Here is a 16,515-nt window from a genome sequence, read left to right on the forward strand (position 1 = left end):
TAACTCATGGGACTCGAAGAAAAGCTGCCGAGCGGCTTCCTGCTGACCACCGTCGAGCAGGCCGCGGGCTGGGTGCGCAAGTCGTCCGTCTTCCCGGCGACCTTCGGCCTTGCCTGCTGTGCCATCGAGATGATGACCACCGGCGCCGGACGCTACGACCTGGCCCGCTTCGGCATGGAGGTCTTCCGCGGCTCACCCCGCCAGGCGGACCTCATGATCGTCGCCGGCCGGGTCAGCCAGAAGATGGCGCCGGTGCTCAGGCAGGTCTACGACCAGATGCCGAACCCCAAGTGGGTCATCTCCATGGGGGTCTGCGCCTCCTCGGGCGGCATGTTCAACAACTACGCGATCGTGCAGGGCGTCGACCACATCGTCCCGGTCGACATCTATCTGCCCGGCTGCCCGCCACGGCCGGAGATGCTGATGGACGCGATTCTCAAGCTCCACCAGAAGATCCAGTCCTCCAAGCTCGGCGTGAACGCCGAGGAGGCGGCCCGCGAGGCGGAAGAGGCGGCGCTCAAGGCCCTGCCCACGATCGAGATGAAGGGGCTGCTGCGGTGAGCGACGCGAACGGCGCCAACGGCGTCAACAGGTCCGGGGAAGGGGTGAACCCGGAGAAGGACCTCACCGCCTCCAACCTCCCCGGCCAGCGCGGTGACGGCGGTGAGGAGATCCGCGTCCAGCGCGGCATGTTCGGCTCCGACAACGGCGGCGACACCTCCGGCTACGGCGGCCTGGTCCGCTCGATCCGCCTGCCCGGACCGGCGGCCCGCCCCTACGGCGGCTGGTTCGACGAGGTCGCCGACGAACTCGAAGGCGCCCTGGAGGAGCAGGGACTGCTCCCCGGCAACGCGATCGAGAGGACGGTCGTCGACCGCGGCGAGATCACCTTCCACATCGAGCGCGAGCACCTGCTGCGCGTCGCCCGCACCCTGCGCGACGACCCGGCCCTGCGCTTCGAGCTCTGCACCGGCGTCAGCGGGGTCCACTACCTGCACGACAAGGGCCGCGAGCTGCACGCCGTCTACCACCTGCGCTCGATCACCCACAACCGGCTGATCCGCCTGGAGGTCAGCGCGCCGGACGCCGACCCGCACATCCCGTCCCTGGTCTCGGTGTATCCGACCAACGACTGGCACGAGCGCGAGACCTACGACTTCTTCGGGATCGTCTTCGACGGCCACCCGGCCCTGACGCGGATCATGATGCCGGACGACTGGCAGGGCCACCCGCAGCGCAAGGACTACCCCCTCGGCGGCATCCCCGTCGAGTACAAGGGCGCCCAGATCCCGGCTCCGGACCAGCGGAGGTCGTACTCATGAGCACACAGCACGCCACTCCGCGCGAGACCACCGAGGGCACCGTCTACACGGTCACCGGTGGCGACTGGGACGAGGTCGTCCAGAGCGCGGCCAAGGCCGACGACGAACGCATCGTCGTCAACATGGGGCCCCAGCACCCCTCCACCCACGGGGTGCTCCGCCTGATCCTGGAGATCGACGGCGAGACGGTCACCGAGGCCCGCTGCGGCATCGGTTACCTGCACACCGGCATCGAGAAGAACCTCGAGTTCCGCACGTGGACCCAGGGCACCACGTTCGTGACGCGCATGGACTACCTGACGTCCTTCTTCAACGAGACCGCCTACTGCCTCGCCGTCGAGAAACTCCTCGGCATCGAGGACCAGATCACCGACCGGGCCACGATCATCCGGGTGCTCCTGATGGAGCTGAACCGGCTCTCCTCGCACCTGGTGTGCATCGCCACCGGCGGCATGGAACTCGGCGCCACCACGATCATGATCTACGGATTCCGTGATCGTGAAATGATTCTCGACATCTACGAGCTCATCACGGGCCTTCGGATGAACCACGCGTACATCCGCCCCGGCGGACTCGCGCAGGACCTGCCGCCCGGCGCGGTGGACCACATCCGCGAGTTCGTGAAGAAGATGAAGAAGAACCTCCCGGAGTACGACAAGCTCGCCACCGGGAACCCCATCTTCAAGGCCCGTATGCAGGACGTCGGCTATCTGGACCTGGCGGGCTGCATGGCCCTCGGCGCCACCGGCCCCATCCTGCGCTCCACCGGCCTGCCGCACGACCTGCGCAAGGCACAGCCCTACTGCGGCTACGAGACCTACGAGTTCGATATCCCGACCGCCGACACCTGTGACTCCTACGGCCGCTTCCTGATCCGGCTCGAGGAGATGCGCCAGTCGCTCGGGATCATCGAGCAGTGCCTGGACCGGCTCCAGCCCGGCCCGGTCATGGTCGCCGACAAGAAGATCGCCTGGCCCGCCCAGCTCGCCCTGGGCCCCGACGGGCTCGGCAACTCCCTCGACCACATCAAGAAGATCATGGGCACCTCCATGGAGGCCCTGATCCACCACTTCAAGCTGGTCACCGAGGGCTTCCGCGTCCCGCCGGGACAGGCCTACGCGGCCGTCGAGTCGCCCAAGGGCGAACTCGGGGTGCACGCCGTGTCCGACGGCGGCACCCGCCCCTTCCGGGTCCACTTCCGCGACCCGTCCTTCACCAACCTTCAGGCCATGGCGGCGATGTGCGAGGGCGGCCAGGTCGCCGACGTCATCGTCGCTGTCGCGTCCATCGACCCCGTGATGGGAGGCGTCGACCGGTGACCACCAGTTCTTCCGAGCGGGGCGTCAGCCTGGGCATGCCCGAACTGCCCGCACCCGCTTACCCGGACGACGTCCGAGCCCGGCTGGAGACGGACGCGCGCGAGATCATCGCCCGCTACCCGGACTCCCGCTCGGCGCTCCTGCCGTTGCTGCACCTCGTGCAGGCGGAGGAGGGCCACGTCACGCGCACCGGGATGCAGTTCTGCGCGGACGTGCTGGAGCTGACCACGGCCGAGGTCACGGCGGTGGCCACCTTCTACACCATGTACCGGCGCAAGCCCTCGGGCGACTACCAGGTGGGGGTCTGCACCAACACCCTCTGCGCGGTGATGGGCGGCGACGAGATCTTCTCCGAGCTCCAGGAGCACCTGGGCGTCGGCAACGGCGAGACCACCGACGACGGCAAGGTCACCCTGGAGCACATCGAGTGCAACGCGGCCTGCGACTTCGCGCCGGTCGTGATGGTCAACTGGGAGTTCTTCGACAACCAGACCCCGGCCACCGCCAAGCGGCTCGTCGACGACCTGCGGGCGGGGCGTCCGGTCGAGCCCACGCGCGGGGCGCCGCTGTGCACCTTCAAGGAGACCGCGCGGATCCTCGCCGGCTTCCCCGACGAGCGGCCAGGAGCCGTCGAGGCAAGCGGCGGGGCCGGACCCGCGTCGCTGGTGGGCCTCCGCCTGGCCAAGGGAGAGGCCGCACCCGCGCGCGTGGTCCATCCGCGCGAAGGAGCATCGCAGGCCCGCGACGGCGCACCGCAGGACCGGGGCGCCCACGAGCCGTCCCCGTCGGAGCACCTGAGCTCACATGACGCGCCACAGGACACGTCGGCCTCCGACCCGGCCCACCCGGCCGGGCCCGCCGCCGAGGAGGGGGAGTGATGACCTTGGCACCCGAACTGAAAGACACCAGCCCCGAGAAGCTGCTCGCACCCGTGCTGTCGGCCTTCTGGGACGAGGACAAGTCCTGGACGCTGGACGTCTACAAGAGGCACGAGGGCTACGAGGGACTCCGCAAGGCACTCGCGATGTCGCCGGACGACCTGATCGCGTACGTCAAGGACTCCGGGCTGCGCGGCCGCGGCGGCGCCGGCTTTCCCACCGGAATGAAATGGCAGTTCATTCCGCAGGGAGATGGAAAGCCGCACTATCTAGTTGTCAACGCCGACGAGTCGGAGCCGGGGACCTGCAAGGACATCCCGCTCCTCTTCGCGAACCCGCACAGCCTCATCGAGGGCATGATCATCGCGTGTTACGCCATCAGGTCTTCGCATGCCTTCATCTATCTGCGTGGTGAAGTCGTCCCCGTACTGCGGCGGTTGCACTCGGCCGTGAGCGAGGCCTACGCGGCCGGCTACCTCGGACAGAACATCCTGGGCAGCGGCCTCGATCTCGATATCACCGTGCACGCCGGGGCCGGGGCGTACATCTGCGGTGAGGAGACCGCACTGCTCGACTCGCTCGAAGGCCGCCGTGGCCAACCGCGGCTCCGTCCCCCCTTTCCTGCGGTCGCGGGCCTCTACGCCTGCCCGACTGTTGTGAACAACGTGGAGTCGATCGCGTCGGTTCCCGCGATTCTCCAAAGGGGGAAAGACTGGTTCAGGTCGATGGGCAGCGAGAAGTCCCCGGGCTTCACGCTGTACTCGCTCAGCGGCCACGTCGCCAGCCCCGGCCAGTACGAGGCCCCGCTCGGCGTCACCCTGCGGCAGCTCCTGGAGATGAGCGGCGGCATGCGGCCGGGGCACCGGCTGAAGTTCTGGACGCCGGGCGGCTCCTCGACGCCGATGTTCACCGAAGAACACCTCGACGTCCCCCTCGACTACGAGGGCGTCGGCGCCGCCGGCTCGATGCTCGGCACCAAGGCCCTGCAGTGCTTCGACGAGACGACCTGCGTCGTGCGCGCCGTCACCCGCTGGACCGAGTTCTACGCCCACGAGTCCTGCGGCAAGTGCACCCCGTGCCGGGAAGGCACGTACTGGCTGGTGCAGTTGCTGCGCGACATCGAGGCCGGCAAGGGCGTGATGTCCGACCTCGACAAGCTCAACGACATCGCCGACAACATCAACGGCAAGTCGTTCTGCGCGCTCGGCGACGGTGCCGCCTCGCCGATCTTCTCCTCGCTCAAGTACTTCCGCGAGGAGTACGAACAGCACATCACGGGCCGCGGCTGCCCCTTCGACCCGGCCAAGTCCACGGTCTGGGCCGACTCCCGCACGGAGGTGAACGCATGACCGTACGCCAGTCTGATAGCGGCTTCGCCGCGGGCCAACGCTCCTCGGGCGGGGGAGAGGCGGCGGTCCCGCCGGAGGATCTCGTCTCGCTGACCATCGACGGCGTGGAGATCAGCGTGCCCAAGGGCACCCTGGTCATCCGGGCCGCCGAACAGCTCGGCATCGAGATCCCCCGGTTCTGCGACCACCCCCTCCTCGACCCGGCCGGCGCCTGCCGACAGTGCATCGTCGAGGTCGAGGGCCAGCGCAAGCCGATGGCCTCCTGCACCATCACCTGCACCGACGGGATGGTGGTGAAGACCCACCTCACCTCGCCGGTCGCCGAGAAGGCCCAGCACGGTGTGATGGAGCTGCTCCTCATCAACCACCCGCTGGACTGCCCGGTCTGCGACAAGGGCGGCGAGTGCCCCCTGCAGAACCAGGCGATGTCCCACGGCCAGGCCGAGTCCCGCTTCGAGGGCAAGAAGCGGACCTACGAGAAGCCCGTCCCCATCTCCACCCAGGTGCTGCTCGACCGTGAGCGGTGCGTGCTGTGCGCCCGCTGCACCCGCTTCTCCAACCAGGTCGCGGGCGACCCCATGATCGAACTGATCGAGCGGGGCGCGCTTCAGCAGGTCGGCACCGGCGAGGGCGACCCCTTCGAGTCGTACTTCTCCGGCAACACCATCCAGATCTGCCCGGTCGGCGCGCTCACCTCGGCGGCGTACCGATTCCGCTCCCGCCCCTTCGACCTCGTGTCCTCCCCGAGCGTGTGCGAGCACTGCTCCGGCGGCTGCGCCACCCGCACCGATCACCGGCGCGGCAAGGTCATGCGCAAGCTCGCGGCCAACGACCCCGAGGTCAACGAGGAGTGGATCTGCGACAAGGGGCGCTTCGCCTTCCGGTACACGCAGCAGCGGGACCGGCTGGAGCACCCGCTGGTGCGCAACCCCGAGGGCGAGCTGGTGCCGGCGTCCTGGCCGGAGGCGCTCCAGATCGCCGCCCAGGGGCTGCTCGCCTCGCGCGGCCGGGCCGGTGTCCTCACCGGCGGCCGCCTCACCATCGAGGACGCCTACGCGTACAGCAAGTTCGCGCGCGTGGCGCTCGACACCAACGACATCGACTTCCGCGCACGTGTGCACAGCAGCGAGGAGGCCGACTTCCTGGCCGCGCGGGTCGCGGGCCGCGGCCGTGACCTCGACGGTACGGGCGTCACGTACTCCGCCCTGGAGAAGGCACCGGCGGTCCTGCTGGTCGGGTTCGAGGCCGAGGAGGAGGCGCCCGGCGTCTTCCTGAGGCTGCGCAAGGCCTGGCGCAAGCACGGCCAGAAGGTCTTCTCGCTCGCCACGTACGCCACGCGCGGCCTGGAGAAGGCGGGCGGCACGCTGCTGCCCGCCGCCCCCGGCACCGAGACCGAGTGGCTGGACGCGCTGGCCGGCGGAGCCGGTCTGGAGGGTGACGGCAGCAGGGCCGCCGAGGCACTGCGCACCGCGGGCGCGGTGATCGTCGTCGGCGAGCGGCTGGCCGCCGTGGAGGGCGGACTGACCGCCGCCGTACGGGCCGCCTCCGCGACCGGCGCGCAGCTGGCGTGGATCCCGCGGCGGGCCGGAGAGCGCGGTGCCGTCGAGGCGGGCGCGCTGCCGTCGCTGCTGCCGGGCGGGCGTCCGGCCACCGACCCACGCGCGCGTGAGGAGGTCGCCTCGGTCTGGGGTGTGGCCGACCTTCCGCACCGCTACGGCCGGGACACCGGTCAGATCGTCGAGGCCGCGGTGACCGGCGAGCTCCAGGCCCTGGTGGTCGCGGGCGTCGAGATCGCCGACCTGCCCGATCCGGCACGCGCGCGTGAAGCGCTCCAGGAGGTCGGGTTCGTGGTGTCGCTGGAACTGCGGCCCGGTGAGGTCACCGAGCACGCGGACGTCGTCCTGCCGGTGGCCGCGGTCGCCGAGAAGGCCGGCACCTTCCTCAACTGGGAGGGCAGGGTGCGCTTCTTCGAGGCCGCTCTCAAGCCCGACCAGATGACCCGCCGCCTCGCGCCCACCGACGCACGGGTGCTGCAGATGCTGGCCGACGCCATGGACGTACACCTGGGCCTGCCGGATCTGCGCACCGCGCGCGCGGAGATCGACCGGCTCGGCCCCTGGGACGGAGCGCGCGGCACCGAATCCTTCGGGACCGCGGCCCAGTTGCCGCGGCCCGCCGCCGGCGAGGCCGTCCTGGCCGGACACCGGCTGCTGCTCGACCAGGGTCTCCTCCAGCAGGGCGACGAGGCGCTCGCCGGGACCCGGCACGCGGCACGCGCGCGTGTGTCGGCCGCGACGGCCGCCGAGGTGGGCGTCAAGGAGGGCGACCTCCTGGCCGTGACCGGCAAGACCGGAGTCGTCGAACTGCCGCTGCAGATCACCGAGATGCCCGACCGCGTGGTCTGGCTCCCGCTGAACTCCACGGGCCGGGGCGTCGCCTCCGACGCCGGGGTGCGTCCCGGCTCCCTCGTCCGCATCGGCCCGGCGACGCTCGCCGCCGAAGCTCCCAAGGAGGTGGAGGCATGAGCCGGTACCTCGCCGCGGAAGACCTCTCGATGTTCGGCACCGACCCCTGGTGGCTCGTCGTCATCAAGGCCGTCTTCTGCTTCGCCTTCCTGATGCTGACCGTGCTGTTCTCCATCGTGTGGGAGCGCAAGGTCGTCGCCTGGATGCAGCTGCGCATCGGCCCCAACCGGCACGGCCCCTGGGGCATGCTCCAGTCGCTCGCCGACGGCATCAAGCTGATGCTGAAGGAAGACGTCATCGTCAAGCGCGCGGACAAGGTGGTGTACATCCTCGCGCCGATCGTCGCGGCCATCCCGGCCTTCATGGCGATCGCGGTGATCCCCTTCGGCCCCTCCGACAACGAGGTCTCGATCTTCGGCCACCGCACGGCGATGCAGCTCACCGACCTCCCGATCGCGATGCTCTACATCCTCGCGGTCGCCTCGGTCGGCATCTACGGCATCGTCCTGGCGGGCTGGAGCTCCGGATCGACGTATCCGCTGCTCGGCGGTCTGCGCTCGTGCGCGCAGATGATCTCGTACGAGATCGCCATGGGCGCCGCCTTCGCCTCGGTGTTCCTCTACTCCGGGTCGATGTCGACCTCGGCGATCGTCGAGGCGCAGCAGGACCGCTGGTACATCATCCTGCTGCCGGTCTCCTTCATCATCTACGTCATCACCATGGTCGGCGAGACCAACCGCGCCCCCTTCGACATGCCGGAATCCGAGGGCGACCTCGTCGGCGGCTTCAACACCGAGTACTCGTCGATCAAGTTCGCGCTGTTCATGCTCGCCGAGTACGTGAACATGGTGACGGTCTCGGCCGTGACGACCACGCTCTTCCTCGGTGGCTGGCGGGCTCCCTGGCCCATCAGCACCTTCTGGGAGGGCGCCAACCACGGCTGGTGGCCGCTCCTCTGGTTCGTGATCAAGGTGCAGCTGCTGCTGTTCTTCTTCATCTGGCTGCGCGGCACGCTCCCGCGAGTCCGCTACGACCAGCTGATGAAGCTCGGCTGGAAGGTCCTCATCCCGGTCTCCGTGGTGTGGCTGATGCTCGTCGCGACCGTGCGGACCCTGCGCAACGAGAACTACGACTTCGCCGACATCGCCCTCTACGTGGGCGGCGGGGTCCTGGCGCTGCTGCTGCTCTCGTTCGTCGCCGACCTGTTCCGCGAGAAGTCCAAGGCGGCCGCGCCGCCCGCCGAACAGCCGGCCGGATTCGACCCGATGGCGGGCGGATTCCCCGTCCCGCCGCTGCCCGGACAGGAGTTGCCGCCGGTGCCCAGGCGCCGCTCGCGCCAGGAGCGGGAGCTGATTGTCAGTGGCGGGCCCGATACTCAGAGTGACGGACCGCTGAGTGGTTCTACGGATGGAAAGGAGGCGTCCGATGGCTGAGGAGCCGAAGGAGACCGAGCAGTTGAAGCCTGGCTTCATGAACCCCGTGGCCGGCTTCGGTGTGACCTTCAAGGCCATGTTCAAGAAGCGGCTGACCGAGCAGTACCCGGAGCAGAAGAAGACCACCGCTCCGCGGTTCCACGGACGGCACCAGCTCAACCGCCATCCGGACGGCCTGGAGAAGTGCGTCGGCTGCGAGCTGTGCGCCTGGGCCTGCCCCGCCGACGCCATCTATGTGGAGGGCGCCGACAACACCGACGAGGAGCGCTACTCGCCGGGCGAGCGGTACGGCCGCGTCTACCAGATCAACTACGCCCGCTGCATCCTGTGCGGGCTGTGCATCGAGGCGTGCCCCACGCGCGCGCTGACGATGACCAACGAGTTCGAGCTGGCCGACTCCAGCCGCGCCAACCTCATCTACACCAAGGAACAGCTGCTCGCCGGCCTCGAAGAGAACATGGTCGACTCGCCCCACGCCATCTACCCCGGCATGGACGAGCAGGACTACTACCGCGGCCTGGTCACCGAGGCCGCACCCGGCACCGTGCCCCAGGTCGCCGTCTCCAAGGGCGAGGTGGTCCAGGAGGCCGACTCCACCTTCGGCGAGGACGAGCCGGTGTCGGAGGAGGTGATCGGGCGATGACCGCACCTCTCCAGCTCACCGCCACCACGCTGGCCGCCGGCACCTCCACCGGTGAGGCCTTCCAGTTCTGGGTCCTCGGCACCGTCGCCGTGATCGGCGCCCTGTGCACCGTCTTCATGAAGAAGGCCGTGCACAGCGCGCTCTGTCTCGCCGGCACCATGATCATCCTGGCGGTGTTCTATCTCGCCAACGGCGCCTATTTCCTCGGCGTCGTCCAGATCGTCGTCTACACCGGCGCGATCATGATGCTGTTCCTGTTCGTGGTGATGCTCGTCGGCGTGACCGCGGCGGACTCCCTCACGGAGACCATCAAGGGCCAGCGCTGGCTGGCCCTGATCTGCGGGCTCGGCTTCGGCATCCTGCTGTTCGCCGGCATCGGCAACGCCTCCCTCAAGCAGTTCAACGGCCTCACCCAGGCCAACGCGGGCGGCAATGTGGAGGGCCTGGCGACCCTCATCTTCACCAAGTACGTCTTCGCCTTCGAAATCACCGGCGCCCTGCTGATCACGGCCGCCGTCGGCGCCATGGTGCTCACCCACCGCGAGCGCACCGAGCGCGCCCTGACCCAGCGCGAGATGGCCGAGAAGCGCGTCCGCGAGGGCACGCACGTGCCGCCGCTGCCCGCCCCCGGCGTCTACGCCCGGCACAACGCGGTGGACATCGCGGGCCTGCTGCCCGACGGCACCCCGTCCGAGCTCACGGTCAGCAAGACACTGCGCGACCGCGGCCAGATCAGGGACGTGTCCGCCGAGGCGCTGAACGACCTCAAGGCGCTCGAGCAGCGCGCGGAGGAACGCCTGGAGCGGACCGAGATCGAACCGGCCACCTTCAAGAGGGAGGCGTCGAAGTGAACCCCGTCAACTACCTCTACCTCGCCGCCCTGTTGTTCACGATCGGCGCCACCGGCGTGCTGATCAGGCGCAACGCCATCGTCGTGTTCATGTGCATCGAGCTCATGCTCAACGCCTGCAACCTCGCGTTCGTCGCCTTCTCCCGGATGCACGGCAACCTCGACGGCCAGATCATCGCCTTCTTCACGATGGTCGTCGCCGCCGCGGAGGTCGTGGTCGGGCTCGCGATCATCGTGTCGCTGTTCCGTTCCCGCCACTCGGCCTCGGTCGACGACGCCAGCCTGATGAAGCTGTAAGGGGTCGCTGAATCGTGGAGAATCTGATCGCGCTGCTGATTGCGGCGCCTCTGCTCGGAGCGGCGGTCCTGCTCACCGGCGGCCGGCGGCTGGACGCCGTCGGCCACTGGATCGGCACGATCCTCGCCGGCGCCTCCTTCGTGTTCGGCGCCATCCTCTTCGCCGACCTGCTCGGCAAGGACGCCGAGCACCGCACGCTCACCCAGCACCTGTTCAGCTGGGTGCCGGTCGAGGGCTTCCAGGCGGACGTCGCCTTCCGCCTCGACCAGCTGTCGATGACGTTCGTGCTGCTGATCACGGGCGTCGGCTCGCTGATCCACCTGTACTCGATCGCGTACATGGAGCACGACGAGCGGCGCCGCCGCTTCTTCGGCTATCTGAACCTGTTCCTCGCGGCGATGCTGCTGCTCGTCCTCGCCGACAACTACCTGCTGCTGTACGTCGGCTGGGAGGGCGTCGGCCTCGCCTCCTACCTGCTGATCGGCTTCTGGCAGCACAAGCCCAGCGCGGCCACCGCGGCGAAGAAGGCCTTCCTGGTCAACCGCGTCGGCGACATGGGCCTGTCGATCGCGATCATGCTGATGTTCACGACGTTCGGCACCTTCGCCTTCGGTCCGGTCCTCGGCAGCCACGAGAAGCCCGGGCTCGTCGAGGGAGCCTCCGAGGCCACGCTCACCGGCATCGCCCTGATGCTGCTGCTCGCCGCCTGCGGCAAGTCCGCCCAGGTGCCGCTGCAGTCCTGGCTCGGGGACGCGATGGAGGGCCCGACCCCGGTCTCGGCCCTCATCCACGCGGCGACCATGGTGACCGCGGGCGTCTACCTGATCGTCCGTTCCGCCAACATCTTCAACCTCGCTCCCGACGCCCAGCTGGTCGTCACCGTCGTCGGTGCCGTCACGCTCCTGTTCGGTGCGATCGTCGGTTGCGCGAAGGACGACATCAAGAAGGCCCTCGCGGGCTCGACGATGTCGCAGATCGGCTACATGGTCCTCGCCGCGGGCCTCGGCCCCATCGGCTACGTCTTCGCGATCACGCACCTGGTGACGCACGGCTTCTTCAAGGCCGGGCTGTTCCTGGGAGCCGGCTCGGTCATGCACGGCATGAACGACGAGGTCGACATGCGGAAGTACGGCGGCCTGCGCAAGTACATGCCGATCACCTTCGTCACCTTCGGCCTCGGCTACCTGGCCATCATCGGCTTCCCGGGCCTGTCCGGCTTCTTCTCCAAGGACAAGATCATCGAGGCGGCCTTCGCCAAGGGCGGCACCGAGGGCTGGATCCTCGGCGGCGCGGCCCTGCTGGGCGCGGCCATCACCGCCTTCTACATGACGCGCGTGATGCTGATGACGTTCTTCGGAGAGGAGCGCTGGAAGAACCAGCCCACCCGCTCCCCGGAGGCCCCGAGTGCCGAGCCCGCCGCCGAACACCACGGTGAGCACGCGGAGCCCCACCCGCACGAGTCCCCCAAGTCCATGACGATCCCGATGATCGTGCTGGCCTTCGGATCGGTCTTCGCGGGCGGCTTCTTCAGCATCGGCGACCGCTTCCTGCACTGGCTGGAGCCGGTCACCGGGCACAGCGAGGGCGACTCCCCGCTCAGCGCGGTTACCGTCACCGGCGCGACCATGGTGTGCCTGCTGATCGGCGTCGCCCTCGCCTGGGCCCAGTACGGCCGCAAACCCGTCCCGGTCGTCGCCCCGCGCGGGTCGCTGCTCACCCGGGCCGCCCGCCGCGACCTGCTCCAGGACGACTTCAACCACGTCGTCCTGGTCCGCGGCGGAGAGCACCTCACGCGCTCCCTGGTCTACGTCGACCACACCCTGGTCGACGGCGTGGTCAACGGCACGGCGGCCTCGGTCGGCGGCCTCTCCGGGCGGATGCGCAAGCTGCAGAACGGCTACGCGCGGTCGTACGCGGTCTCGATGTTCGGCGGCGCGGCGATCCTCGTCGCCGCGACCCTGCTGATGAGGGCGGTCTGATACCGATGTCCTTTCCTCTCCTGACAGCGACGGCGGTGCTCCCGGCGATCGGGGCCATCGCCACAGCCGCCGTGCCGGCCGCACGGCGCACCGCGGCCAAGTGGCTGGCGCTGCTCGTCTCGCTGGCCACACTCGCCCTCGCGATCGCCGTCCTGGTCCGCTTCGACCCGGACGGCGCCCGCTACCAGCTCACCGAATCGCACGCCTGGATCGCGGACTTCGGGGTCCGGTACGAAGTGGGCGTGGACGGCATCGGGGTGGCGCTTCTCGCGCTGACCGCGCTGCTGATCCCGTTCATCATCCTCGCGGGCTGGCACGACGCCGACCCGCTGGAGACCGGAAACAGGCGGTGGCGGCCGACGCAGGGCTTCTTCGCCCTGATCCTGGCCGTCGAGGCGATGGTGATCATCTCCTTCGAGGCCACCGACGTCTTCCTGTTCTACATCTTCTTCGAAGCCATGCTCATCCCGATGTACTTCCTCATCGGCGGCTTCGGGGACCGCGCCCACGCGGGCTCGGACGAGAACGCGGCGGCCCAACGCTCGTACGCCGCGGTCAAGTTCCTGCTCTACAACCTGGTCGGCGGTCTGATCATGCTGGCCGCGGTGATCGGCCTCTACGTGGTCGCCGGGAACTTCAGCCTCCAACAGATCGCCGAAGCGCGGGCCAACGGGTCTCTCCACATGGCGACCAACACCGAACGCTGGCTGTTCCTCGGGTTCTTCTTCGCCTTCGCGGTGAAGGCGCCCCTGTGGCCGCTGCACACCTGGCTGCCCAACGCGATGGGGGAGGCCACCGCCCCGGTCGCCGTGCTCATCACGGCGGTCGTCGACAAGGTGGGCACCTTCGCGATGCTCCGCTTCTGCCTCCAGCTCTTCCCGGAGGCCAGCAAGTGGGCGACGCCCGCGATCCTCGTCCTGGCGGTGATCAGCATCATCTACGGGGCGCTGCTCGCGGTCGGCCAGCGGGACATCAAGCGGCTGGTGGCGTACGCGTCGATCTCGCACTTCGGCTTCATCATCATGGGCATCTTCGCCATGACCAGCCAGGGCCAGTCCGGCGCGACGCTCTACATGGTCAACCACGGGATCTCGACGGCCGCGCTGATGCTGGTGGCCGGCTTCCTGATCTCGCGGCGCGGCTCGCGGCTCATCGCCGACTACGGCGGGGTCCAGAAGGTCGCCCCGGTGCTCGCCGGCACTTTCCTGATCGGCGGCCTCGCGACCCTGTCCCTGCCCGGGCTCGCCCCCTTCGTGAGTGAGTTCCTGGTCCTGGTCGGCACGTTCGCGCGCTACCCGGCGATCGGCATCATCGCAACCTTCGGCATCGTGCTCGCCGCGCTCTACACCCTCGTCCTCTACCAGCGGACGATGACGGGTCCGGTCAAGCCGGAGGTCTCCGCGATGCCCGACCTGCGCGCCCGTGAGCTCGTGGTCGTGGCTCCGCTGGTCGTCCTGCTGATCTTCCTGGGCGTCTATCCGAAGCCCGTCACGGACATCGTGAACCCGGCGGTGAAGTCGACCATGTCCGACGTACACAAGAAGGACCCCAAGCCCGAGGTGGAGGCGGCCAAGTGACTGCGACAGCCGTCCACAGCCTGTGGACAACCGCGGCCGACCCGATCTCGAAGATCGACGCGCCGAAGATCGAATACGGGCAATTGTCGCCCACCCTGATCATCCTGGGCGCGGCGATCATCGGAGTGCTGGTCGAGGCCTTCGTCCCGCGCAAGTCCCGTTACTACGCCCAGCTGTTCGTGTCCGTCGTAGCGCTGTGTGCCGCCTTCGCGGCGGTCGTCGCACTGGCCGCCGACGGATACGGCACCACCAAGGCGGGCATCGCCGCCATGGGCGCGATCGCCGTCGACGGACCGGCCCTGTTCCTCCAGGGCACGATCCTGCTGGCCTCCCTGGTCGGTCTGTTCACCTTCGCCGAGCGCCGGCTCGACCCCGAGACACACGGCAACCGCGTCGACTCGTTCGCCGCGCAGGCCGCCTCCGTGCCGGGCAGCGACAGCGAGAAGGCGGCCGTGAAGGCCGGGTTCACCACCACCGAGGTGTTCCCGCTGCTGCTCTTCGCCGTCGCCGGCATGCTGGTCTTCCCGGCCGCCAACGACCTGCTGACGCTGTTCGTGGCCCTGGAGGTGTTCTCGCTCCCGCTGTACCTGCTGTGCGCGCTGGCCCGCCGCAAGCGGCTCATGTCGCAGGAGGCCGCGGTCAAGTACTTCCTGCTGGGCTCGTTCGCCTCCGCGTTCACCCTGTTCGGCATTGCGCTGCTGTACGGCTACGCGGGCTCGGTGTCGTACGGCACCATCGCGAAGGTCGTCGACGGCACGATCGGCACCGTGGACCCGGCGCTCGCCGACACCATGGGCAACGACGCGCTGCTGCTGATCGGCGCGGCGATGATCGTCATGGGCCTGCTGTTCAAGGTGGGCGCGGTCCCGTTCCACATGTGGACCCCGGACGTCTACCAGGGTGCGCCGACGCCGGTCACCGGTTTCATGGCGGCGGCGACCAAGGTGGCCGCCTTCGGCGCGCTGCTCAGGATCCTCTACGTCGTCCTGCCGGGCCTGCGTTGGGACTGGCGGCCGGTCATGTGGGCCGTCGCGATCGTCACCATGCTCGGCGGTGCGATCGTCGCGATCACGCAGACCGACATCAAGCGGCTCCTTGCGTACTCGTCGATCGCGCACGCCGGGTTCATCCTCGCCGGTGTCATCGCGACCACGCCGGACGGGGTGTCGTCGGTCCTCTTCTACCTGGCCGCGTACTCGTTCGTGACGATCGGCGCGTTCGCGGTGGTCACGCTGGTGCGCGACGCCGGTGGTGAGGCGACGCACCTGTCCAAGTGGGCGGGGCTGGGCCGTCGTTCGCCGCTGGTGGCCGCCGTGTTCGCGGTGTTCCTGCTGGCCTTCGCCGGTATCCCGCTGACCTCCGGCTTCGCCGGGAAGTTCGCCGTGTTCAAGGCGGCGGCGGAGGGTGGCGCGGCACCGCTCGTCGTGGTCGGTGTGATCTCGTCGGCCATCGCCGCGTTCTTCTACATCCGGGTGATCGTGCTGATGTTCTTCAGCGAGCCGCGCCCCGAGGGACCGACGGTCGCCGTGCCCTCGCCGCTGACGATGACGGCGATCGGGGTCGGGGTGGCGGTCACCCTGGTCCTCGGTGTCGCGCCGCAGTACTTCCTGGACCTGGCGAACCAGGCGGGAGTGTTCGTGCGCTGACCTGCGGTACGCAAGGGGCGGGCCCCGGTTCCCTTCGAGGGAGGGAGCCGGGGCCCGTTGCGTACGGTCAGATGTCCAGGTTCAGGTCCAGGTCCGGGCTGAGGTCCTGGTCCTGGTCCGTGGAGCACGTCACGTCGGGGTGCGTGGAGTTGAAGAGACCGCTGGGGTTCGTCTTGTAGAGCCAGGCGTGCAGGGTGTAGCTGGAGCCCAGGTCCGGCAGGCCGGCCGGATCCTGGAACGTCTGACCGAACATCGTCGGCGTGGCGACACCCGACTCGGCCTTCACGGTCCACTCCACCGCGACGAGCCTGCGCCCGTACGGGCTGTCCTCGTAGAGGAGCGCCGCGGGCGTCTCGGGGTCGGTCGCCCCGACGTTCTCCTCTTTGACGTAGCGATAGCCCACACCGGGCACACAGGACGTGGGGGTGAAGCCGTCGGCGACCGCGAAGGGCTCATACGCGTAGAGGCCGGTGGCCCCGTACGTCTTGGCCAGCTCGGTCCAGACGAGCGGGTCCGGGTCGGCTGCCTGGGCGGGGACGGCGGTCAGTGACAACGCCGCCGCTGCCGCGACGGTGAGCACTGCCTTCAGGGGCCGAGGGGCCATGGTCGTTCTCCTTGAGGCGCTTGAGGCGCTTGAGGTGGGACAGGGGCGCTGCGAGGCGCGTCCGTGGGGAGGACGGGTCTCACAGCCCGCCCCAGCAGCGTGTCCCGGCTCGAACGACTGCGCCATGTGACATCGGCCGATCGAATGAGCACG

Annotated in this window: 14 protein-coding genes; 13 read left to right on the plus strand and 1 reads right to left on the minus strand. The window is 69.0% G+C overall.

Translation table 11 applies throughout. From position 1 onward, the window contains the following. The first annotated feature begins 6 nt into the window (after positions 1-6). Genes ACGFWE_RS16365 through nuoN form a run of 13 tightly spaced genes read left to right on the plus strand, consistent with a single transcriptional unit; the run spans position 7 to position 15,758 of the window. Positions 7-561, plus strand: coding sequence for an NADH-quinone oxidoreductase subunit B family protein (locus ACGFWE_RS16365; protein WP_018528252.1), 555 nt, complete (start codon positions 7-9; stop codon positions 559-561). Beyond that, positions 558-1,322, plus strand: a complete 765-nt coding sequence (locus ACGFWE_RS16370; RefSeq protein WP_393600280.1) for an NADH-quinone oxidoreductase subunit C — start codon at positions 558-560, stop codon at positions 1,320-1,322. Before ACGFWE_RS16365 ends, ACGFWE_RS16370 begins: the two co-directional genes overlap by 4 nt. Then, positions 1,319-2,641, plus strand: coding sequence for an NADH-quinone oxidoreductase subunit D (locus ACGFWE_RS16375; RefSeq protein WP_352390682.1), 1,323 nt, complete (start codon positions 1,319-1,321; stop codon positions 2,639-2,641). The genes ACGFWE_RS16370 and ACGFWE_RS16375 overlap by 4 nt, the downstream gene beginning before the upstream one ends. After that, positions 2,638-3,519 (plus strand): NADH-quinone oxidoreductase subunit NuoE, encoded by an 882-nt coding sequence (gene nuoE, locus ACGFWE_RS16380; RefSeq protein ID WP_352390681.1) that lies wholly within the window; start codon positions 2,638-2,640, stop codon positions 3,517-3,519. The genes ACGFWE_RS16375 and nuoE overlap by 4 nt, the downstream gene beginning before the upstream one ends. Then, the gene (nuoF, locus tag ACGFWE_RS16385) at positions 3,519-4,868 is read left to right on the plus strand and encodes an NADH-quinone oxidoreductase subunit NuoF (RefSeq protein ID WP_393600281.1); all 1,350 of its coding nucleotides are present in this window, start codon (positions 3,519-3,521) and stop codon (positions 4,866-4,868) included. Before nuoE ends, nuoF begins: the two co-directional genes overlap by 1 nt. Further along, entirely contained in the window at positions 4,865-7,393 is a 2,529-nt protein-coding gene (locus tag ACGFWE_RS16390; RefSeq protein WP_393600282.1) for an NADH-quinone oxidoreductase subunit G, read from the plus strand. The genes nuoF and ACGFWE_RS16390 overlap by 4 nt, the downstream gene beginning before the upstream one ends. After that, positions 7,390-8,766: an NADH-quinone oxidoreductase subunit NuoH gene (gene nuoH, locus ACGFWE_RS16395; RefSeq protein WP_393600283.1), complete on the plus strand. Its 1,377-nt coding sequence runs from the start codon at positions 7,390-7,392 to the stop codon at positions 8,764-8,766. The genes ACGFWE_RS16390 and nuoH overlap by 4 nt, the downstream gene beginning before the upstream one ends. Continuing rightward, entirely contained in the window at positions 8,759-9,409 is a 651-nt protein-coding gene (gene nuoI / locus ACGFWE_RS16400) for an NADH-quinone oxidoreductase subunit NuoI (RefSeq protein ID WP_393600284.1), read from the plus strand. The genes nuoH and nuoI overlap by 8 nt, the downstream gene beginning before the upstream one ends. Continuing rightward, complete coding sequence (locus tag ACGFWE_RS16405) at positions 9,406-10,260, plus strand: NADH-quinone oxidoreductase subunit J (RefSeq protein ID WP_393600285.1); 855 nt, start codon at positions 9,406-9,408, stop codon at positions 10,258-10,260. The genes nuoI and ACGFWE_RS16405 overlap by 4 nt, the downstream gene beginning before the upstream one ends. Next, a complete protein-coding gene (gene nuoK / locus ACGFWE_RS16410; protein ID WP_003974374.1) occupies positions 10,257-10,556 on the plus strand; it encodes an NADH-quinone oxidoreductase subunit NuoK in 300 nt (99 codons plus the stop codon). Before ACGFWE_RS16405 ends, nuoK begins: the two co-directional genes overlap by 4 nt. A 14-nt stretch (positions 10,557-10,570) precedes the next feature. Continuing rightward, a complete protein-coding gene (gene nuoL / locus ACGFWE_RS16415; RefSeq protein WP_393600286.1) occupies positions 10,571-12,535 on the plus strand; it encodes an NADH-quinone oxidoreductase subunit L in 1,965 nt (654 codons plus the stop codon). Between the two features lie 5 nt (positions 12,536-12,540). Further along, positions 12,541-14,112: an NADH-quinone oxidoreductase subunit M gene (locus ACGFWE_RS16420; RefSeq protein WP_352390674.1), complete on the plus strand. Its 1,572-nt coding sequence runs from the start codon at positions 12,541-12,543 to the stop codon at positions 14,110-14,112. After that, complete coding sequence (gene nuoN / locus ACGFWE_RS16425) at positions 14,109-15,758, plus strand: NADH-quinone oxidoreductase subunit NuoN (protein WP_352390673.1); 1,650 nt, start codon at positions 14,109-14,111, stop codon at positions 15,756-15,758. Before ACGFWE_RS16420 ends, nuoN begins: the two co-directional genes overlap by 4 nt. Before the next feature lie 67 nt (positions 15,759-15,825). Here nuoN and ACGFWE_RS16430 read toward each other — a convergent pair whose 3' ends face one another. Continuing rightward, positions 15,826-16,362, minus strand: a complete 537-nt coding sequence (locus ACGFWE_RS16430; protein WP_393600287.1) for a hypothetical protein — start codon at positions 16,360-16,362, stop codon at positions 15,826-15,828. Between the last annotated feature and the right edge of the window lie 153 nt (positions 16,363-16,515).

The organism is Streptomyces sp. NPDC048523 (assembly GCF_043199815.1).
Classification (GTDB): Bacteria; Actinomycetota; Actinomycetes; order Streptomycetales; family Streptomycetaceae; genus Streptomyces.